The following is a 17,638-nucleotide window of genomic DNA, read 5'->3' as shown; positions in this document are numbered from 1 at the left end:
CCCCCCCCCCCCCCCCCCCCACTACCGCGCATCGGGGCCATGCCCGGCAGATGCATTTCACATTCACCCTAAAGTAGCGCCGACCGCGGCCGACACGGTAGATTCACAGGATCGATCCGCGGGATTCCGGGTACCGCTCGCAGATGTCAGCTGTCTTCTCCCCCACCCCTGCAGACAAGGCCCGCCTGGCCGCAGCCGACCTGCCGCCGCGGGTGCGCGAACTGCTGGGCGCGTTGATCGGCCTGTGCCGGCAGACGCTGGCCGCGCCGCTGATCCTGACCGTCGAGGCGCTGGAACAGACCCTGCTGCACGACGCCGATCGCGCGCGCAATCCGCTGCAGCAGGCCGAACTGATGGCCCAGCGCGGACAACTGCATGCCTTTGCCGGTCACTTCCCCGACCGCATGCTGGATTCCGTTGCCGAGGCCTTGGCACGCCTGCGCGAGCCTGCGACTGCAGCCACCGCCGGGGCCACCCCGCCGCCGCTGCCCGGCGTGCTGGGGCTGTCGCTGGTGGCCGAGCATGACGTCGACCGCGACCTGCTGCTGACCGAGATGATCCGGCGCGAAACCCTGCGCTCGACCAATACCCTGAACCTGCTCGGGCAACGGCTGGGCGTGCTGGCGGCGGCGCCGGCATTCGAGGCCGACGCGCTGCCGCTGGCGCCGCAGGCATTGTGCGCGATGGTGCGCCGGCTCGCGGAGCAGGACACCCTCGGCGCCGACGTACAGCTGGCGCTGTATCGCAGCTTCGAGCGCCAGGTGCTGGAACGGCTGGGCGATGTGCTCGACCGCGCCAATGCGCTGCTGGCCCAGCACGGCGTTCTGCCCGGCCTGGTCTACACGCCTTACCTGGCCCGTTCGTCGAGCACGCGACGCATCATCACCCACTCCGTCGGCGGTGGCCGCGCGACGCAGCCGGCCAAGCGCGCCCCCGCAGCGCCGCTGACCGGCTGGAACGGATCGGCACCGTCGGGCTCGTGGTCGAACCTGGTGCAGGAAGCGGTCAGCGACGCCGGTGGCCGCGACACCGCCGTGCCTGGGCTCACCACCTCCACCGGCAGCGCGTTGCACGACCTGCTGCAGCAGGCCCGGCACGCCAGTACCGCGCCCGCGCCGTCCGCTGCGGTACCCAGCGCCGCCGTGGATGCGGTGCTCGCGCGCCTGCAGGCCCAGTCCAGCGCCGCCACCGGCCTTGCCGACCTGCAGACCGCGGTGGTCGCCCAGCTGCGCAGCGAACACGGCGCGCAGGCCCAGCTGGGCAGCCACGACCGCGACAATCTCGACCTGCTGCGCCTGCTGATGCAGCAGGTACAGCAGCAGCAACGCCCCGACCCGGTACCGGCCGCGCTGCTGGCGCGCCTGCAGGTGCCGCTGGCGCGCGCGGCCATGGCCGACCCTGGCTTCTTCGTGCGTGACGAGCACCCCGCCCGCGAACTGCTCAACCAGATCGCCGAAGCCGGTGCCCACTGGCTCGGCGATGATGACGTCGACCCCCAGCTGCTGCAGCGCATGGCGCAGAGCGTGCAGGGGCTGCTCGGCCAGGATGCGCGCACGCCCGAGGCCTTCGCTGCCGCCAATGAAGACGTGCAGCAGCACCAGCGCGCGGCCGCCCATCGCGCCGAGCTGGCCGAGCGCCGCCACGTCGAGGCCGCACGCGGCAAGGAACGCCTGGACCTGGCACGACGCCAGGCCAGTGCACAGATCGACCAGTGCTGCGATACCCAGGCGCCGCCGCGCTTCGTGCAGACCCTGCTGCGCCAGGCGTGGGCCGACGCCCTGACATTGACCCGCCTGCGCCATGGTGACGATTCACCGCAGTGGCAGGAGCGCCTGCAGCAGACCCAGCGCATCGCGGCGGTGACCGCCCAGGCCGCGGACGCTGCCGATGGCACCGACGCTGCGCTGGCCACCGAGGTGGAAGCGGCGCTGGTGCAGGTCGGCTACCACGCCGAGGAGGCCGCCGCCGTCGCGCGCCGCCTGGCCACGCCCGGCGGCGAGGACGAAAGCACATCGCGTACCGAACTCAGCGCACGCCTGAAAGCGCGCGCGCGACTGGGCGAGCATGCCGGCACGTCCAGCGCAGGCGCGCCCGCCGAGCCACGCAGCAGTGCCGAAGAAGCCGCCTACCAGCAGCTGTCCACCCTGCCGTTCGGCAGCTGGTTCGACATCGACACCGGCGATGGCACACTGCGCCGCCAGCGCCTGTCGTGGTACAGCCTGCTGACCGGCCACGCGCTGATGGTCAATCCACGCGGACAGAAGATCGCCGATACCGACCTGGATACCCTCGCCCGCCAGCTCAGCGCCGGCCGCGCGCAGCTGGTCACCGAAGACAAGGGCCGCCTGGTCGATCGTGCCTGGCAGGCCAGCCTCGATGCGCTGCGTGCGCTGGCCGTAGGCCACACCCGGAAAACCCCTGCATGAACACCCAGCCGCCACAGGACACCCGTCGGGCACCGCGCCGCCAGGTCTCGGACCTGGTGCCGGTGACCGACCAGATGCGCGACAGCGTAGTGGGCCGCCTCGGCAACGTTTCTGAAACCGGCATGCTGATGCTGGCCAGCGTGCCGTTGCGCGAGGATGCGCTGTACCAGCTGCGATTCCCGCTGCCGATGGCCGATGGCCGCCAGGAAGCCATCGACGTAGGCGTGCACCTGCTGTGGAGCGAACCGGCGCACGTGCCGGGACAGAGCTGGACCGGCTTCCGCTTCCTCACCCTGTCACGCGAACATCGGCAGCTGCTGCGCCAGTGGGTGGGCGAAGACAGCGACGAGGGACCGGTTTCGACGGCCTGAGTGCCGGTTCCGGCACAGCGGTTTTTCGCGGTATGCGGCAGAATCTAGGGCCGTTTTCGTGTCGAGCCACCGCAATGATCCAGCAAGACCCCGGCGCCCTGTATTCCGACCACCTGGCCGTGCTGTGCCGACGTGCCGAACAGGCGCTGGCCCGCGGCGGCTTCGATCACCTGGTGGTGCCCAGCGGCACCCTGCACTACCAGGTGTTCGACGACCGCGACTACCCGTACGCGGTGAATCCGCAGTTCAAGGCCTGGCTGCCGCTCACCCGCGTGCCGAACAGCTGGATCGTGTTCACGCCCGGCAAGCGCCCGGCGGTGATCTTCCACCAGCCCTTCGATTACTGGCACGTGGTGCCGGATGCACCGAGCGGCTGGTGGGTGGAGCACTTCGACATCCACATCATCCGCACGCCCGAAGAAGCACTGGCGCTGCTGCCGGCCGACCCGTCGCGCTGCGCGATCCTCGGCGAGCCGCAGAGCGCGCTGGGTGCATTCGTGCCGAACAACCCGGCGCCGGTGGTGAACTACCTGGAATGGCACCGCGCCTACAAGACGCCGTATGAAATCGCGCTGATGCGCCAGGCGCAGGTGCTGGGCGTGCGTGGCCATCGTGCCGCCGAGGCCGCGTTCCGCAATGGCGCCGACGAATTCAGCATCCACATGGCCTACTGCCAGGCCGTCGGCCAGGATGCCAATGAACTGCCGTACGGCAACATCGTCGCGCTGAACGAACACGCCGCCGTGCTGCACTACACCGAGCTGGGCCGCAAGGCGCCGCAGCCGCTGCGCAGCTTCCTGATCGATGCCGGCGCCAGCGCGCACGGCTACGCCAGCGACATCACCCGCACCTACGCCGCGCACGGCCACGACGAGTTCGCCGCGATGATCGACGCCGTCGATGCCGCCCAGCAGCAGATGTGTGCGGCGGTGCGCGCCGGCTTCGACTACAAGCAGCTGCACGTGGACGCGCATCTCTCGCTGATGGGCGTACTGAAGGACTTCGGCGTCATCAAGGTGTCGCCGCAGACCGCCGTGGAGACCGGCGTCAGCGCCGCGTTCTTCCCGCACGGTATCGGTCACCTGATCGGCCTGCAGGTGCACGACGTGGCCGGTTTCGCGGCCAGCGACGAAGGCGGCCGCGTCGAGCGCCCGGCGGGGCATCCCTACCTGCGCCTGACCCGCGTGCTGGAGCCGGGCATGGTGGTGACCATCGAACCGGGCCTGTACTTCATCGACATGCTGTTGAACGAAGTGAAGGACGCCGGCCATGGCGATGCGATCAACTGGGACCGCGTGGACTTCTTCCGTCCGTATGGCGGCATCCGCATCGAGGACGAAGTGCTGTGCACCGAGGGCGAGGCGGACAACCTGACGCGGCCGGAGTTTGCAGCGGCCAACGGCTGAGCCCCTCGTGGTTGGATGCTTAGAGCAAAAGCCGCGCTTGGCCGGGCGGGGTGGGTTTGCAGGACACGCCGTAAACCCATCCATGGGGGCTCGATGGCGCCATCCATGGCGCCAACGGTCCTGCAAGCCCACACCGCCCCACCTCTGACAGATTGCCGGTGACGGCGAGACACATGCGGGGTCAGATCCGTTTCCCGAAGGAAACGGATCTGACCCCATTTTGTTTATCGATATCTGACAGATGTGCCGACCAACGGTCGGCACCCACCAACAGCCGCGTGAACCTGTCGAAGGCGGGGCACTGTGGGTGTGCGGGGTGTGAGCCGCATGGATGCGGCGACCAAGCCCCCATGGATGGGTTTACGGCGTCCCCGCAAACCCACAGTGCCCCGCCATCCCACGGAATGCCGCTTCGGCTTTTGCCGTTGCCGTTGCATTGAGCAGGTGCAGGGCTGCAAGCCCTGCCGAAACCCCTTAACCCGCCATCACCGCTTCGATCTCGTCGGCGCTGCGCGCCAGGCCTTCGGTCAACACCCGATGGCCATCATCGGTGATCAGCACATCATCCTCGGTGCGGATCCCGATACCGCGCCAGCGCGGCTCCACCGTCGTGTCGTCCACGCCGATGTACAGCCCCGGCTCGATGGTGAACGCCATGCCCGGCTCCAGCAGGCGCGAATCACCGGCCAGGCGGTAATCGCCCACGTCGTGCACGTCCAGCCCGATCCAGTGCCCAGTCTTGTGCCGGTAGAAGCGCTGGTACAGGCCTTCGGACAGGTTCTTTTCCAGCGTTCCCTTCAGCAGGCCCAGCCGCAGCAGGCCCTCGGTCAGGGTCTGCACGGCCGCCAGGTGGCCGCTCTCGTACGGCACGCCCGGCTTCGCCTGCGCCAGTGCCGCGGCCTGCGCCTCACCGACCAGGTCATGCAGCGCGCGCTGTTCGTCACTGAAGCGGCCGTTCACCGGGAAGGTGCGGGTGATGTCGCTGGCGTAGCCGCGGTACTCGGCACCGGCATCGATCAGCACCAGCTCGCCATCACGCGACCGCGCGTTGTTGTCGCGGTAGTGCAGGATGCAGCCGTTGCGGCCTGCACCGACGATGCTGCAGTACGCCGGCACGGCATCATTGGCGCGGAACACGCGTTCCAGCTCGGCCTGCAGCTCGTACTCGTGGATTCCCGCCTTGGCCGCCTTCATCGCCGCCAGATGGGCGCGCACGCTGATCTGCGCGGCATGCTGCATCAGCGCCACTTCGGCACCGGACTTGAACAGGCGCTGTTCGTGCAGCAGGTGGCCCAGCTCCAGGAACTCATGCGGCGGCTGCGCGCCATGGCGCACCTGTGAGCGCACGCGGTTGACCCAGCCGATCAGCTTCAGGTCGAAATCCGCATCGCGGCCGAAGTGGTAGTAGACGCGCGAACGCCCTTCCAGCAGGCCCGGCAGGATGTCGTCCAGATCATCGATCGGGTAAGCGTCGTCCATGCCGAACTGCGCCACCGCGCCTTCCTGGCCGGCCCGGCTGCCGTCCCAGGCCTCGCGCTCGGCATCACGCTCGCGACAGAACAGGATGGCCTCGCCATGGCGACGGCCGGGAATCAGCACCAGCACCGCTTCCGGCTCGGGGAAGCCACTCAGGTACTGGAAGTCCGAATCCTGCCGGAACGGATAATGGGTATCGAGGCTGCGCACCTTCTCCGCCGCAGCCGGCAGCACCAGGATCGCGTCCTCGCCGGCCATGTCCATCAGCTGGCGGCGGCGACGCTTGTACTCGCCGGCCGCGATGCCGGTGCGCTGCTTGATATCCATCAGTTCAGGCGCTGCCGATGGCGCGAGGCCAGCACCACGTCGCCGTGCAGCAGCAGCACCGCCACGCGGATGAATTCCTCGATCTCCGACAGGGCGTCGTCGTCGTCATCGCCACCGGCCTCGAAATCCTCGCTGGAGGCACGGGCCAGGCTGGCCATGTCGGTCAACGCCTCTTCGCCCTCTTCGGACAGGGTCGGGCGGCGGCCGCCGCTGCCCAGGCCGAAACCGCCCAGGAACGAGCGGGTCCAGCTGAACATGGCATCGGCCTGCGCGGCCACCTCGTCGCTGTCGGTCAGCAACAGCTCGAAGGCGAAGTCGCGGTCTTCCAGCTGCTTGATGGTGACCTGCAGCAGCTGGCCCAGCACGCTGTCGGCGGCCACCGGCGGCAGGTTGTCGTCGGCCAGCACGCGCGCCGGCCAGTCGTTGCCGGGGGCGCCGCCGGCGGCCAGCCAGCCGCACAGTGCGCCGTGCAGCTCGGCGGCGGTGGCGCCCAGGCCCAGTTCCTGGCTGGCGCGGTTAACGTCGTCGACGGAGGGAAGTTCAGTCATCGTGCGGCTCGTTCGGAAAGGAAACCCGGGGTGCGCACGCGCGCGCCCGTGAGACCCCGTAGTGTAGCAATCCGACGGCCTCCTCCCCGTACCCGTCCGGCCTTGCTGCGACAACGCTTGACCGCCCTTGCCCGGCTTGCCTATCGTGCCCGCATGGAACCCGCCGATCCCCTTGCCCAGCTGCAGGACTTCGCCGCCCGCGTGGAGGCGTTGCTTGAACGCAACCAGCGCCTGGCCGAGGAGAACCGCAGCCTGCGCCACCAGCAGGAACAGCTGGTGGCCGAGCGTTCCACGCTGCTGGCCAAGAACGAGCAGGCACGCTCGCGGGTGGAAGCAATGATCAGCCGGCTCAAATCCCTGGAGCAGCACACATGAGTGCCGAACCGGTCAGTGTCCGCATCCTCGATCGTGAATACACCGTGGGCGTCGGTGGCGATGAACGCGACAGCCTGATGGCCGCCGCGCGCCTGCTCGATGCCCGCATGCGCGAGATCCGCGGCAGCAACCGCATGGCCGCCGTGGACCGCGTGGCGGTACTGGCCGCGTTGAACCTGGCCCATGAACTGCAACTGCTGCGCGACGAGAATGCCCGCCAGGCAGTGGCGCTGCAGCAGACGCTCGCCGACCTGAACCGGCGCCTGGACCGCGCGATCGACGGCGGCGCCTGAAGAACGCGCACAACGCGTCTTCTCATATCTGAATTGGCACGGACTGTTGCCGACGAACGGCCTATCCAGATCCTGCGCGCTGGCTATAATGGCGACGCGTTCTCTGCGGTACTCGACGGCATGTGCAAACATTCGCCTTGTCCCTTAAGAACGACACCGGGAGCGCGACAGCGCCGGGAGTGCAGGTCCGCCTTGTAGCGGGAAGCCCGATGGTTCTCCAGCGTTCCCACTTGAGCCCCCGGGTTCAAGGTCGTTTCGCATGCATCGACATTGCGGAGAATGCAATATTCCAGCAAGGGCGGCGTCTTCGGGCGTCGCCCTTGTTCTTTGCGGCACAATGGCGGCTGATCCTTGCCGCACGCCGCCATGACCGACCCGCGCCAGGCCCTGCGCCACGACCTGCGGCAACGCCGCCGCGACCTTTCCGCCGCTGAGCGCATCGCCGCCGCCGAATCACTTGCCGATGCCCTGCTCGCATTGCCGTTCGCGCCGCGCGAAGGCGCCGTGGCCGGCTACTGGGCGCTGGACGGTGAAATCGCCCTGCACCGCTGGCAGCTGCAGTTGCCCGAAGGCCTCACCTACTGCCTGCCGGTGTTGGCCGGCGACGTGCTGCGCTTCGCACCGTGGCGCCCCGGCCAACCGCTGACCAGCAACCGTTACGGCATCCCCGAGCCCGACGTGGCGCTGGCAGACACGCTGGAACCGGCGCAGATGGCGCTGGTGGTGACCCCGCTGGTGGGCTTCGACCCGCAGTGCCGGCGGCTGGGCATGGGGGGCGGCTGGTATGATCGCAGCTTCGCCTTCCGCCATGACCGGCCGGCGCCGCCCTGGCTGGTCGGTGCGGCGTTCGCGGTGCAGCAGGTCGAGTCCTTGCCGGTGGCGTCGTGGGACGTGCCGGTGGATGCGATCTGCACCGAAGGCGGCACCCTGTTCCCCTCCGCTGCCCCCGTGAACGCATGACCGCCCGCAAGCGCTACTGGCTGATGAAGTCCGAACCGGACGCCTTCTCCATCGATGACCTGGCCAAGGTCAAGGTCGAACCCTGGAACGGGGTGCGCAACTACCAGGCGCGCAATTTCATGCGCGATGGCATGCAGGTCGGCGACGGCATCCTGTTCTATCACTCCAATACCAAGGTGCCGGGCATCGTCGGCCTGGCCACGGTGGCCAGCGCGGCCTATCCGGACGACACCCAGTTCGACCCGACATCCGACTACCACGACCCCAAGAGCACGCGCGAGAACCCGCGCTGGATGCTGGTGGACGTGGCTTTCGACCGCAAGCTCAAGCAGGTGATCGCGCTGGACGAGATCAAGCTGCACGCCGACGAACTCGGCGAAGGCTTCCCGCTGGTTGCCAAGGGCAACCGCCTGTCGGTGTTCCCGGTGACCGCCGCGCAGTGGAAGCTGCTGCTGTCGCTGGAAAAGAAATCCTGATTCCCTGCCTGAGAGTTCTCCCATGTCCGAAGCCAAGCGCCTGGCCGCCGAGAAAGCCATCGAATACGTCGAAGACGGCATGATCGTCGGTGTCGGCACCGGTTCCACCGTGGCCTATTTCATCGATGCCCTGGCCCGCATCCAGCACCGCATCAAGGGCGCGGTGTCCAGTTCCGAGCAGAGCACCGCGCGCCTGAAGCAGCACGGCATCGAGGTGATCGAGCTGAACCACAGCGGCAACCTGTCGCTGTACGTGGACGGCGCCGACGAGTGCGACCCGAACAAGTGCCTGATCAAGGGCGGTGGTGCCGCGCTGACCCGCGAGAAGATCATCGCCGAGGCCAGCGAGCGCTTCATCTGCATCGTCGACCCGAGCAAGCAGGTGCCGGTGCTGGGCGGGTTCCCGCTGCCGGTGGAAGTGATCCCGATGGCGCGCAGCCTGGTCGCCCGCCAGATCCGCGACATGACCGGCGGCCAGCCGACCTGGCGCGAAGGCGTGGTCACCGACAACGGCAACCAGATCCTGGACATCCACAACCTGCAGATCACCGATCCGGAGAAGCTGGAGCGCGAGCTCAACCAGCTGCCGGGCGTGGTCTGCGTCGGCCTGTTCGCGCGCCGTCGCGCCGACGTGGTGATCGTCGGCGGCGAGCCGCCGGTCGTGCTCTGACCCTTCCAAGGATCCTGACGATGTCGCTGTTGCGTTCGCTGCTGATGCTTCCGCTGCTGGCCCTGGCCGGCTGCGCCACCGACGCGGCCCGCCACTGGGTCGAGCTGGACGGCGCCCGCTACCAGGTCGAGCTGGCCACCAACGATGAAACCCGCGCGCGCGGGCTGATGTTCCGCGACCAGATGGCGGCCGACCACGGCATGCTGTTCGTCCACGACCGCGAAGAGATGCAGGCGTACTGGATGAAGAACACCAAGATCGCGCTGGACATCCTGTACTTCGACAACGAACGCAAACTGGTCAGCCAGCAGCGCGACGTGCCGCCGTGCTCGGCCGGCGACATGTGTCCGCCGTACCCCAGCGGCGGCCCGGCGCGCTACGTGCTGGAACTCAACGCCGGCCAGGCCGAAAAGCTGAAGCTGAAGGACGGCACCGCGCTGACCTTCGGCCCGGGCATCGAGTAGATCTTCGCCCTGCGTTGAGCAGGACCGGTAGGTGCCGACCTTGGTCGGCACTGGCTTGCCGCGCACGGGCAGGCTGTGGTGTGGACCAAGGTCCACACCCACTGGAAGCCCATCGACCCAGGCCATGGCTTTTTCACGCGGCACCGCTTGAAACCGTCTGCGAATGACGCCAGTCTGTGACCATGCAGGACCGGATCACACTCCCCGACTGGGATGCACTGGCCGACCTCGAAGACGAGGCGCTGCCGCTGTTGCCGACCGCGCTGCTGATCGCGCGCGATGAATACCCCGATCTGCAGCCGTCCACCTATGACGCGCTGATCCAGAGCCATGTCGACCACCTCCGCTCGGAAGTGGAGGCCATCGACAACAGCCCGTTGAAGATGGCGGCGATCAACCGCCACCTGTTCGACGAGCTGGGCTACAGCGGCGACCACGACGAGTACTACGACCCGCGCAACAGCTACCTCAACCAGGTGTTCGAGCGGCGCCTGGGCAATCCGATCTCGCTGGCCCTGGTGCAGATGGAAGTTTCGCGCCGGCTGGGCATTCCCCTTGATGGCGTGTCTTTCCCCGGCCACTTCCTGGTGCGCCTGCCGGTGGATGACGGCGTGCTGGTGATGGACCCGTTCAACGGCGGCCGGCCACTGGACGTGGACGAACTGCGCGAGCGGGCCAAGTCACACCTGGGCGGGCAGATGCCCGACGACCAGGTGCTGGCGCAGATCCTCGACCCGGCGCCGGCGCGCGCGATCCTGATGCGCATGCTGCGCAACCTGCATGGCGTCTATGCCGAGGCCGGCGAATGGGACCGCGCCGCACGCAGTGCCGACCGGCTGCTCAAGCTGGCCCCGGAACAGGACGACGCCCTGCGCGACCGCGGCCTGGCCTACCTGCAGCTGGAGTACCTGGCCGGGGCCCGTCATGACCTGGGCCAGTACCTGAAGCGCAACCCCGAGGCCAGCGATGCGCAGTGGCTGCGCGAGAAGCTGATCGACCTTGGCGGGCCAATGCCGCGGCTGCATTGATTTTACCGGTGTGCGGACCAACGGTCCGCACCCACCCCAACGGTCCACACCCACTGCAAGGTCCGGTCAATCGACCTCGACCATCTCGAAATCGGCCTTGGTCACCCCGCAGTCCGGGCATGTCCAGGTCTCGGGAATGTCCTCCCAGCGCGTGCCCGGCGCGATGCCCTCCTCCGGCAAGCCGTCCGCTTCGCTGTACAGGAAGCCGCAGACCACGCACATCCAGGTACGCAAGGTGGTGGGGGTGGCATCGCTCATCGGATAATCAGGGCTGGATTCACGGGCCGCCATTGTCCCATTGCGGTCCACTCACCGGTAGCCATCGATGACTTCAGCTTCCCCGGCGCCCCGCGGCGTCTACCTGATCACCCCGGATGAACCCGATACCGCACGCCTGCTGGTACGCACCGCGCCGCTGCTGGCCGCCGGCGCCACCTGGCTGCAGTACCGCAACAAGACCGCCAGTGACGCCCTGCGGCAGGAGCAGGCCACTGCCCTGCAGGGCCTGTGCGCTGCCCATGGCGTACCGCTGATCATCAATGACGACCCGCTGCTGGCCAAGGCGGTCGGCGCGGCCGGCGTGCATCTGGGCGGCACCGACGGCGACATCCCCAGCGCGCGTGCGCTGCTGGGGGCCGAGGCCATCATCGGCGCGTCCTGCTACGACCAGCTGGCCAATGCAGAAAAGGCCGTGGCCGCCGGCGCCAGCTATGTGGCCTTTGGCGCCTTCTTCCCCACCACCACCAAGATCACCAGCAGCCGCGCCCACCCCGACCTGCTGCGGCAAAGCGCCGCACTGGGCGTGCCGCGGGTGGCGATCGGCGGGCTGACCCCGGACAATGTCGGTCCCATCATCGACGCCGGCGCCGACCTGGTCGCCGTGGTCAGCAGCGTGTTCGCCGCCGAAGACCCGGTCGCAACCCAGCACGCCCTCCTCGCCCAGTTCGCGTAACACCCAGGAAAGCCCCATGAACCACGACCAGTCCCACGCCCTGTTCTCCCGCGCCCAGCAGCTGCTGCCGGGCGGCGTCAATTCGCCGGTGCGCGCGTTCAAGTCGGTCGGCGGCGAGCCGTTCTTCGTCGAGCGCGCCGACGGCGCCTACCTGTACGACGTCGACGGCAACCGCTACATCGACTACGTCGGTTCCTGGGGCCCGATGATCGTCGGCCACAACCACCCGGCGGTGCGCCAGGCGGTGAAGAAGGCCATCGACAACGGCCTCTCGTTCGGCGCACCGTGCGCGGCCGAAGTGACCATGGCCGAGACCATCACCCGCCTGGTGCCGTCGTGCGAGATGGTGCGCATGGTCAACTCCGGCACCGAAGCCACGCTGTCGGCGATCCGCCTGGCGCGCGGCGCCACCGGCCGCAACCGCATCGTCAAGTTCGAAGGCTGCTACCACGGCCACGGCGACTCGTTCCTGGTCAAGGCCGGCAGCGGCATGCTGACCCTGGGCGTGCCGACCTCACCGGGTGTTCCGGCCGGGCTGAGCGAGCTGACCCTGACCCTGCCCTACAACGACTTCGAAGCCGCCACCGCACTGTTCGAACAGCAGGGTGACGACATCGCCGGCCTGATCATCGAACCGGTGGTCGGCAACGCCAACTGCATTCCCCCGCGCGAGGGCTACCTGCAGCACCTGCGCGAACTGTGCACGAAGCATGGCGCGCTGCTGATCTTCGACGAGGTGATGACCGGCTTCCGCGTTGCCCTTGGCGGTGCGCAGGCGCACTACGGCATCACCCCGGACCTGACCACCTTCGGCAAGATCATCGGCGGCGGCATGCCGGTGGGCGCCTATGGCGGTCGCCGCGAGCTGATGCAGCAGATCGCCCCGGCCGGCCCGATCTACCAGGCTGGCACGCTGAGCGGCAACCCGGTGGCAATGGCCGCCGGCCTGGCGATGCTGGAACTTGTCCAGCAGCCGGGCTTCCATGCCGACCTCGCCGAGCGCACGGCACGCCTGTGCGCGGGCCTTGAAGCGGCAGCCGCTGACGCTGGCGTGAAGGTGACCACCACCCGCGTGGGCGCGATGTTCGGGCTGTTCTTCACCAGCGAAAAGGTGGAGACCTATGCGCAGGCTACCGCCTGCGACATCCCGGCGTTCAACCGCTTCTTCCACGCGATGCTGGAACAGGGCGTGTTCCTGGCACCGTCCGCCTACGAGGCCGGTTTCCTGTCCAGCGCCCACGACGATGCCGTGATCGAGGCGACGCTGGCCGCTGCACGCGTGGCATTCAAGGCCGCCAAGGGCTGAGTGCTGCCCCGGTAGGTGCCAACCTTGGTTGGCACTGCCGCATCTGGTAGGTGCCAACCTTGGTTGGCACAGAGCAGTCGAGCATGGCTCGACTCTACAGACGGCATCAACCGAAGACGAGCTTGCCCTTCATCATCGCGAAGTGGCCGGGGAACGAGCAGAAGAAGGTGTAGTCGCCGCCCTTCTGCAGGCCCTGGGTGGAGAAGCGCACGCGCGTGGTCTCGCCACCTCCAATGACCTTGGTGTGGGCCAGAACGCGCTTGTCGGCCTTCGGCAGGTAGCTGTCGGCCAGGGTCATGCGCATGCCCGCCATCGCCACCGGCTGGTAGTCGGCGGTGCGGGTCAGCACCCAGTTGTGGCCCATCGCGGTAGCGGCCAGCTTGCCGGTGTGGCGCAGGGTCAGGTCCACGGCACTGCAGTCGGCGGCAACCTTGATCTCGCGGCTGCTGAAACTCATCTGGTCGGTGCTGTCGATGCTCACCGCACAGACCCGCGCCATCGCTGATGGCGCAAGCATCAGCGCACCCAGTCCCACTGCCACCGTCCAAGCCTTCATCGCTGCATCTCCTGCGGATTCAAGCGTCATTCTAGGCAGGCCCATGCGCTCCCGTCTGCGACCGTCTGTCGCATGCACGCTCCAGGGTTTGCACGCATCCAGGGCGATGGCATGCTCGGCCGATGCGGATCGATCTGTTGCTGCTGGATGTGGATGGTGTGCTGGTGCAGTACCAGCGCGCGCAGCGCGTGCTGCACCTGGCGCAAGCGCTGGACGTTTCCCCGCAGGCCGTGCAGGCCGCGCTGTACGACAGCGGGCTGGACGCCGCGCATGACCGTGGCGCACTGGATGGCCCAACCTATCTGGCGCAGCTGGGCGGGCTTCTGGGCAGGACGGTCGATGTGGCCGCCTGGGTAGCTGCACGGCAGGCCGCCAGCCATCCTCAGTTCGCCGTGCTGCATCGCCTGGAAACGCTGCAGTTGCCGATGGCGGTGCTGACCAACAATGGGGCGCTGATGGTGCAGGCATTGCCCGCCTTGCTGCCGGACCTGTTTCCGGCGCTGCAGGGCCGCGTGTTCTGCAGTGCCGATTTCGGCCTGCGCAAGCCAACGCCTGCGGTGTTTCTGCGCACGCTGGAAGCGCTGGGCGTGGCGCCTGCTCGAACGTTGTTCGTCGATGACCTGTTTGCCAATGTGCGCGGCGCACGCGCCGCCGGCCTGCACGCCGAAACGGTGCGCGACGGCCGCGGGTTGGGGAAGGTGTTGAAGCGCTACGCAATCCTGTAGAGCCGAGCATCGGCCCGGCTCTACAGCCGAGGATCAGCGCGTGGCGATGAACGCGGCAATCGCCGCGCGCAGGCGCTTCAGGCCTTCGGCCACTTCTTCGTCGGTGATGTTCAGCGACGGCACGAAGCGCAGCACGTCCGGACCGGCCTGCAGGGTCAGCAGGCCCTGCTCGGCGGCATGGTCGAGGATGGCACCGGCCTGGCCGGCGAAGTCCTTGCTCAGCACCGCGCCCAGCATCAGGCCACGGCCACGCACCTCGCTGAACACGCCAAACTCGTCGTTGATACGGGCGAAGCCATCGCGCAGCGCCTTCGACTGGCGGCTGACGTTGGCGGCGATCTCCGCCGAAGCCAGCTTGCGCAGGGCCACGCGGGCGACCGCCGCGGCCAGCGGGTTGCCACCGAAGGTGGTGCCGTGCGCGCCGAACTGCATGGTCTCGGCCACCTTCGGGCCGGCCAGCATCGCGCCGATCGGGAAACCACCGCCCAGTGCCTTGGCCAGGGTGACCATGTCCGGCACCACATCGTCCTGCCAGTGCGCGAACAACGTGCCGGTGCGGCCCATGCCGGCCTGGATCTCGTCCAGCACCAGCAGTGCGTTGTGCTGGTCGCACAGTTCGCGCACGCGCTTGAGGAAACCGGACCTGGCCGGCATCACGCCGCCCTCGCCCTGGATCGGCTCCAGCATCACCGCTGCCACGTCGCCGGCGGCCATTGCGGTTTCCAGCTGCACTTCATCGTTGAAATCGATGTAGCGGAAGCCCCCGGGCAACGGCTCGTAGCCTTCCTGGTACTTCGGCTGGGCAGTGGCGGTCACCGCGCCCAGGGTGCGGCCGTGGAAGCTGCCACGGAAGGTGATGATCACCCGCTTGTCGGCCGGGCGGCCCTGGCTGGAGGCCCACTTGCGGACCATCTTGATCGCCACTTCGTTGGCTTCGGCGCCGGAATTGCACAGGAACACGCGCTCGGCGAAACGGCTGGCCTTCACCAGCTCTTCGGCCAGGTGCAGCGGCGGCGCGCTGTAGAACACGTTGCTGGTGTGCCAGAGCTTGCCGGCCTGCTCGACCAGCGCGGCCACCAGGTCCGGGTCGTTGTGGCCCAGGCCACACACGGCGATGCCGGCGGCCAGGTCGATGAACTCACGGCCCTGGCTGTCCCACACGCGGGCGCCCTGGCCTCGCTCCAGTACCACCTGGCGGGGCTTGTAGACCGGCAGGTAGTAGTGCGAAAGGGAGATCAGCGGATCGGTCGCGGCGGTCATGGCAGTCGGCAGGGTTCAGGAATCCCCATTCTCGCGCCGGAACCCCTGCGGCACAATGCGCCCATGCGACCGTTTTCCGCCCCCCAGCTGAACCCCGCCACCGAGACCGGCTGGCGCCGTCGGTGGTTCGACATCATCTACCGCCACGACTCGCGGCCTTCGCGCAATTTCGACCTGATCCTGGTGGTGGCGATCATCGCCAGCATCCTGGTGGTGATGATCGACAGCGTGCAGCACCTGCATGCCGAGTGGTCCACCGGCCTGTACATCCTGGAATGGGGCTTCACCATCATCTTCACCGCCGAGTACCTGCTGCGGCTGGCGGTGGTCAAGCGCCCACTGCGTTACGCCGTGAGCATCTGGGGCATCATCGACCTGCTGTCGATCCTGCCGGCCTACCTGTCGATGTTCATTCCCGGCGCGCAGAGCCTGCTGGTGGTGCGCGCGCTGCGCATCCTGCGCGTGTTCCGCATCCTCAAGCTGACCCGTTACATCGAGGAAAGCGGCGTGCTGATGACGTCGCTGTGGCGCAGCCGGCGCAAGGTGCTGGTGTTCCTGTTCACGGTGATCACCATCACCATCATCGCTGGCGCGCTGATGTACGTGATCGAAGGGCCGGAACATGGCTTCAGCAACATTCCGGCCAGCATGTACTGGGCGGTGGTGACCATGGCCACGGTCGGTTTCGGCGACATCGTGCCGCAGACCGTACTCGGCCGCTTCGTCACCTCGGTGCTGATCCTGATCGGCTACAGCATCATCGCCGTGCCCACCGGCATCTACACCGCCGAACTGGCCAGCACCATGCGCGAAGCCGAGCTGGCCGCACGCCGCGATGCCCGCGGCTGCCCGCACTGCGGGCTGGAAGGCCACGAGCCGGACGCCCGCCACTGCCGCAGGTGCGGTGGTGAACTGCCGGATGCGTTCAGCCATTGAGGGCGCGCGCCGGGCATGACCCGGCGCTGCCCTTGGCGGATCCACGCGGTGCGTGGCCGCGCGACGCCGTTCAACGCAGGCGATTGCTGGTGGTCACCAGGTCGTTGTACGCGTCCAGGATCGTCGACTGCGCGCCTTCAGGATCGGTGGTGAGCCAGCTGCCCGAGGCCTTGCGCTCGGCCGCCAGCGCTTCGGCGCTGATCGGTTTTCCCTGCTCCAGGCGCTCGACGCCGCGGCCTGCGGTACGCACCAGCTTGTCAGCCGAGCGCTGCACATGGCCCCACATCGGGTCATCCTTGCCGACACCGCCGTTCTGCACTTCGGTCACCAGCGCCTGATAGTCGGCCAGCTGCTTGCGCACTACCGCCAGGTCCGGCGCGTCGCCCTGGAACGCCATGGCCAGCTGCTTGCCGTCGCCGAGAATGCGCAGGTGGTAGTAGGCCAGCGAGCGACCCTCGCTTTCCTCGATCCGCTTCAGCTCCGCGGCGCGGCGCTCGTTCTCGTTCTTCTCCAGCGCCACATCCATCGCTTCGCTGGCCTTGAAGAAGGCGGCATAGGCCTGCATCAGCGGCGCATGCTGTGCACGCATGCCTTCGCCCCCATCACGACGGTAGTCTTCACGGGTGAAGTAGCCATCGGCGCGCTCGGTCAGGGCATTCAGGGCCTGGAACGCCTGCTGATAGTCGCGCGCGGGGCCATCCATCGGCAGTGCCGGGGTCTTCGCCAGTGCGTCGGTCATCGACTGGCCGCAATACTCGACCCGGTGCGACAGCACCTTGCCGGGCGAGCGCGGTTGCGCTTCCTTGCCGGTCGGGCCGGCCTCGGGATCCTTCATCCAGCCGGTGTAGGCCTGGAAACCTTCGTGAACGGGCTGTTCGACGCCGTTGTAGCACTCGATGTAGGCATTGACCTTTACCAGCCCGGGGTCGGCCACGGCCAACCCCGCCGGCTTGTTGCAGCCGGCCAGGCCTGCCAGCGAGCCAAGCAGAAGCAACGGAAGCATGCGTGTGGATGCGTTCAAATCAGTTCCTTGCACAAGTAAAAACTGCAGTCATCGTGGTTCATCGCGCCCACACCCGTCCC

20 protein-coding genes and 1 other RNA gene are annotated in these 17,638 nt (G+C 68.0%); 15 read left to right on the top strand and 6 right to left on the bottom strand.

The genetic code is table 11. The features are described 5' to 3' along the window. Nucleotides 1-143: 143 nt before the first annotated feature. The 3 genes from QRO93_RS10725 (at nucleotide 144) to pepQ (ending at nucleotide 4,203) form a co-directional block, all read left to right on the top strand. Nucleotides 144-2,426, top strand: a complete 2,283-nt coding sequence (locus QRO93_RS10725) for a DUF1631 family protein (RefSeq protein ID WP_180881080.1) — start codon at nucleotides 144-146, stop codon at nucleotides 2,424-2,426. Continuing rightward, on the top strand, nucleotides 2,423-2,797 hold the full coding sequence (locus QRO93_RS10720; RefSeq protein WP_053511717.1) for a PilZ domain-containing protein: 375 nt from the start codon (nucleotides 2,423-2,425) through the stop codon (nucleotides 2,795-2,797). The genes QRO93_RS10725 and QRO93_RS10720 overlap by 4 nt, the downstream gene beginning before the upstream one ends. A gap of 74 nt (nucleotides 2,798-2,871) precedes the next feature. Further along, on the top strand, nucleotides 2,872-4,203 hold the full coding sequence (gene pepQ, locus QRO93_RS10715; protein ID WP_053511718.1) for a Xaa-Pro dipeptidase: 1,332 nt from the start codon (nucleotides 2,872-2,874) through the stop codon (nucleotides 4,201-4,203). A gap of 474 nt (nucleotides 4,204-4,677) precedes the next feature. On the opposite strand, the gene QRO93_RS10710 is transcribed toward pepQ, so the two are convergent. Continuing rightward, nucleotides 4,678-6,000, bottom strand: coding sequence for an aminopeptidase P N-terminal domain-containing protein (locus QRO93_RS10710; protein ID WP_180880898.1), 1,323 nt, complete (start codon nucleotides 5,998-6,000; stop codon nucleotides 4,678-4,680). A 5-nt stretch (nucleotides 6,001-6,005) separates the two neighbouring features. Next, on the bottom strand, nucleotides 6,006-6,554 hold the full coding sequence (locus tag QRO93_RS10705) for a UPF0149 family protein (RefSeq protein WP_053450696.1): 549 nt from the start codon (nucleotides 6,552-6,554) through the stop codon (nucleotides 6,006-6,008). A gap of 153 nt (nucleotides 6,555-6,707) precedes the next feature. On the opposite strand from QRO93_RS10705, the gene QRO93_RS10700 reads away from it, so the two are divergent. The 8 genes from QRO93_RS10700 to QRO93_RS10665 all read left to right on the top strand — a co-directional run bounded on the left by QRO93_RS10700 (nucleotide 6,708) and on the right by QRO93_RS10665 (nucleotide 10,820). Next, nucleotides 6,708-6,929, top strand: a complete 222-nt coding sequence (locus tag QRO93_RS10700; protein ID WP_005410898.1) for a TIGR02449 family protein — start codon at nucleotides 6,708-6,710, stop codon at nucleotides 6,927-6,929. Continuing rightward, nucleotides 6,926-7,222, top strand: coding sequence for a cell division protein ZapA (locus QRO93_RS10695; protein WP_006467013.1), 297 nt, complete (start codon nucleotides 6,926-6,928; stop codon nucleotides 7,220-7,222). Before QRO93_RS10700 ends, QRO93_RS10695 begins: the two co-directional genes overlap by 4 nt. A 97-nt stretch (nucleotides 7,223-7,319) precedes the next feature. Continuing rightward, nucleotides 7,320-7,505: non-coding RNA, 6S RNA (gene ssrS / locus QRO93_RS10690), on the top strand. A gap of 83 nt (nucleotides 7,506-7,588) precedes the next feature. Continuing rightward, nucleotides 7,589-8,182 (top strand): 5-formyltetrahydrofolate cyclo-ligase, encoded by a 594-nt coding sequence (locus tag QRO93_RS10685; protein ID WP_180880884.1) that lies wholly within the window; start codon nucleotides 7,589-7,591, stop codon nucleotides 8,180-8,182. Next, nucleotides 8,179-8,658, top strand: coding sequence for an EVE domain-containing protein (locus QRO93_RS10680; RefSeq protein ID WP_133935480.1), 480 nt, complete (start codon nucleotides 8,179-8,181; stop codon nucleotides 8,656-8,658). Before QRO93_RS10685 ends, QRO93_RS10680 begins: the two co-directional genes overlap by 4 nt. Before the next feature lie 22 nt (nucleotides 8,659-8,680). Beyond that, nucleotides 8,681-9,328: a ribose-5-phosphate isomerase RpiA gene (gene rpiA / locus QRO93_RS10675; protein WP_006467017.1), complete on the top strand. Its 648-nt coding sequence runs from the start codon at nucleotides 8,681-8,683 to the stop codon at nucleotides 9,326-9,328. A 20-nt stretch (nucleotides 9,329-9,348) separates the two neighbouring features. After that, nucleotides 9,349-9,792 (top strand): DUF192 domain-containing protein, encoded by a 444-nt coding sequence (locus QRO93_RS10670; protein ID WP_008266483.1) that lies wholly within the window; start codon nucleotides 9,349-9,351, stop codon nucleotides 9,790-9,792. 182 nt (nucleotides 9,793-9,974) lie between these two features. Next, nucleotides 9,975-10,820, top strand: coding sequence for a SirB1 family protein (locus QRO93_RS10665; RefSeq protein ID WP_006467102.1), 846 nt, complete (start codon nucleotides 9,975-9,977; stop codon nucleotides 10,818-10,820). A 66-nt stretch (nucleotides 10,821-10,886) separates the two neighbouring features. Here the strand turns inward: QRO93_RS10665 and QRO93_RS10660 are convergent, their stop codons facing one another. Next, a complete protein-coding gene (locus tag QRO93_RS10660) occupies nucleotides 10,887-11,111 on the bottom strand; it encodes a rubredoxin (protein ID WP_006467103.1) in 225 nt (74 codons plus the stop codon). A gap of 34 nt (nucleotides 11,112-11,145) precedes the next feature. Here QRO93_RS10660 and thiE point away from each other — a divergent pair, with 34 nt between their 5' ends. Then, nucleotides 11,146-11,772, top strand: a complete 627-nt coding sequence (thiE, locus tag QRO93_RS10655; RefSeq protein ID WP_053450699.1) for a thiamine phosphate synthase — start codon at nucleotides 11,146-11,148, stop codon at nucleotides 11,770-11,772. 16 nt (nucleotides 11,773-11,788) lie between these two features. Then, nucleotides 11,789-13,078, top strand: a complete 1,290-nt coding sequence (hemL, locus tag QRO93_RS10650) for a glutamate-1-semialdehyde 2,1-aminomutase (RefSeq protein ID WP_180880886.1) — start codon at nucleotides 11,789-11,791, stop codon at nucleotides 13,076-13,078. A gap of 106 nt (nucleotides 13,079-13,184) precedes the next feature. Here hemL and azu read toward each other — a convergent pair whose 3' ends face one another. Beyond that, on the bottom strand, nucleotides 13,185-13,634 hold the full coding sequence (gene azu / locus QRO93_RS10645) for an azurin (RefSeq protein ID WP_049456925.1): 450 nt from the start codon (nucleotides 13,632-13,634) through the stop codon (nucleotides 13,185-13,187). Nucleotides 13,635-13,756: 122 nt separating this feature from the next. Here azu and QRO93_RS10640 point away from each other — a divergent pair, with 122 nt between their 5' ends. Next, on the top strand, nucleotides 13,757-14,359 hold the full coding sequence (locus tag QRO93_RS10640) for an HAD-IA family hydrolase (protein ID WP_180880888.1): 603 nt from the start codon (nucleotides 13,757-13,759) through the stop codon (nucleotides 14,357-14,359). 33 nt (nucleotides 14,360-14,392) lie between these two features. On the opposite strand, the gene QRO93_RS10635 is transcribed toward QRO93_RS10640, so the two are convergent. Beyond that, the gene (locus QRO93_RS10635; protein ID WP_053511073.1) at nucleotides 14,393-15,619 is read right to left on the bottom strand and encodes an acetylornithine transaminase; all 1,227 of its coding nucleotides are present in this window, start codon (nucleotides 15,617-15,619) and stop codon (nucleotides 14,393-14,395) included. A 63-nt stretch (nucleotides 15,620-15,682) separates the two neighbouring features. Between QRO93_RS10635 and QRO93_RS10630 the strand changes: the two genes are divergently transcribed. After that, nucleotides 15,683-16,555 (top strand): ion transporter, encoded by an 873-nt coding sequence (locus QRO93_RS10630; protein ID WP_049456927.1) that lies wholly within the window; start codon nucleotides 15,683-15,685, stop codon nucleotides 16,553-16,555. Between the two features lie 70 nt (nucleotides 16,556-16,625). Here QRO93_RS10630 and QRO93_RS10625 read toward each other — a convergent pair whose 3' ends face one another. Then, a complete protein-coding gene (locus QRO93_RS10625; RefSeq protein WP_180880890.1) occupies nucleotides 16,626-17,558 on the bottom strand; it encodes a YiiG family protein in 933 nt (310 codons plus the stop codon). Nucleotides 17,559-17,638 lie beyond the last annotated feature (80 nt).

It is taken from the genome of Stenotrophomonas maltophilia group sp. Smal17 (genome assembly GCF_030237045.1).
In the GTDB taxonomy this organism is placed as follows: domain Bacteria; phylum Pseudomonadota; class Gammaproteobacteria; order Xanthomonadales; family Xanthomonadaceae; genus Stenotrophomonas; species Stenotrophomonas forensis.
The sequence above is the reverse complement of the archived record's forward strand: the minus strand, read 5'-3'. Positions and strand labels throughout refer to the sequence as shown.

What these genes read in the sequence shown, in the direction of transcription:
- QRO93_RS10725 (WP_180881080.1), top strand. Translation starts at nt 144, where the DNA reads ATGTCAGCTGTCTTCTCCCCCACCCCTGCAGACAAGGCCCGCCTGGCC.
- QRO93_RS10720 (WP_053511717.1), top strand. Translation starts at nt 2,423, where the DNA reads ATGAACACCCAGCCGCCACAGGACACCCGTCGGGCACCGCGCCGCCAG.
- pepQ (WP_053511718.1), top strand. Translation starts at nt 2,872, where the DNA reads ATGATCCAGCAAGACCCCGGCGCCCTGTATTCCGACCACCTGGCCGTG.
- QRO93_RS10705 (WP_053450696.1), bottom strand. Translation starts at nt 6,554, where the DNA reads ATGACTGAACTTCCCTCCGTCGACGACGTTAACCGCGCCAGCCAGGAA.
- QRO93_RS10700 (WP_005410898.1), top strand. Translation starts at nt 6,708, where the DNA reads ATGGAACCCGCCGATCCCCTTGCCCAGCTGCAGGACTTCGCCGCCCGC.
- QRO93_RS10695 (WP_006467013.1), top strand. Translation starts at nt 6,926, where the DNA reads ATGAGTGCCGAACCGGTCAGTGTCCGCATCCTCGATCGTGAATACACC.
- QRO93_RS10685 (WP_180880884.1), top strand. Translation starts at nt 7,589, where the DNA reads ATGACCGACCCGCGCCAGGCCCTGCGCCACGACCTGCGGCAACGCCGC.
- QRO93_RS10680 (WP_133935480.1), top strand. Translation starts at nt 8,179, where the DNA reads ATGACCGCCCGCAAGCGCTACTGGCTGATGAAGTCCGAACCGGACGCC.
- rpiA (WP_006467017.1), top strand. Translation starts at nt 8,681, where the DNA reads ATGTCCGAAGCCAAGCGCCTGGCCGCCGAGAAAGCCATCGAATACGTC.
- QRO93_RS10670 (WP_008266483.1), top strand. Translation starts at nt 9,349, where the DNA reads ATGTCGCTGTTGCGTTCGCTGCTGATGCTTCCGCTGCTGGCCCTGGCC.
- QRO93_RS10665 (WP_006467102.1), top strand. Translation starts at nt 9,975, where the DNA reads ATGCAGGACCGGATCACACTCCCCGACTGGGATGCACTGGCCGACCTC.
- QRO93_RS10660 (WP_006467103.1), bottom strand. Translation starts at nt 11,111, where the DNA reads ATGGCGGCCCGTGAATCCAGCCCTGATTATCCGATGAGCGATGCCACC.
- thiE (WP_053450699.1), top strand. Translation starts at nt 11,146, where the DNA reads ATGACTTCAGCTTCCCCGGCGCCCCGCGGCGTCTACCTGATCACCCCG.
- hemL (WP_180880886.1), top strand. Translation starts at nt 11,789, where the DNA reads ATGAACCACGACCAGTCCCACGCCCTGTTCTCCCGCGCCCAGCAGCTG.
- azu (WP_049456925.1), bottom strand. Translation starts at nt 13,634, where the DNA reads ATGAAGGCTTGGACGGTGGCAGTGGGACTGGGTGCGCTGATGCTTGCG.
- QRO93_RS10640 (WP_180880888.1), top strand. Translation starts at nt 13,757, where the DNA reads ATGCGGATCGATCTGTTGCTGCTGGATGTGGATGGTGTGCTGGTGCAG.
- QRO93_RS10635 (WP_053511073.1), bottom strand. Translation starts at nt 15,619, where the DNA reads ATGACCGCCGCGACCGATCCGCTGATCTCCCTTTCGCACTACTACCTG.
- QRO93_RS10630 (WP_049456927.1), top strand. Translation starts at nt 15,683, where the DNA reads ATGCGACCGTTTTCCGCCCCCCAGCTGAACCCCGCCACCGAGACCGGC.
- QRO93_RS10625 (WP_180880890.1), bottom strand. Translation starts at nt 17,558, where the DNA reads ATGCTTCCGTTGCTTCTGCTTGGCTCGCTGGCAGGCCTGGCCGGCTGC.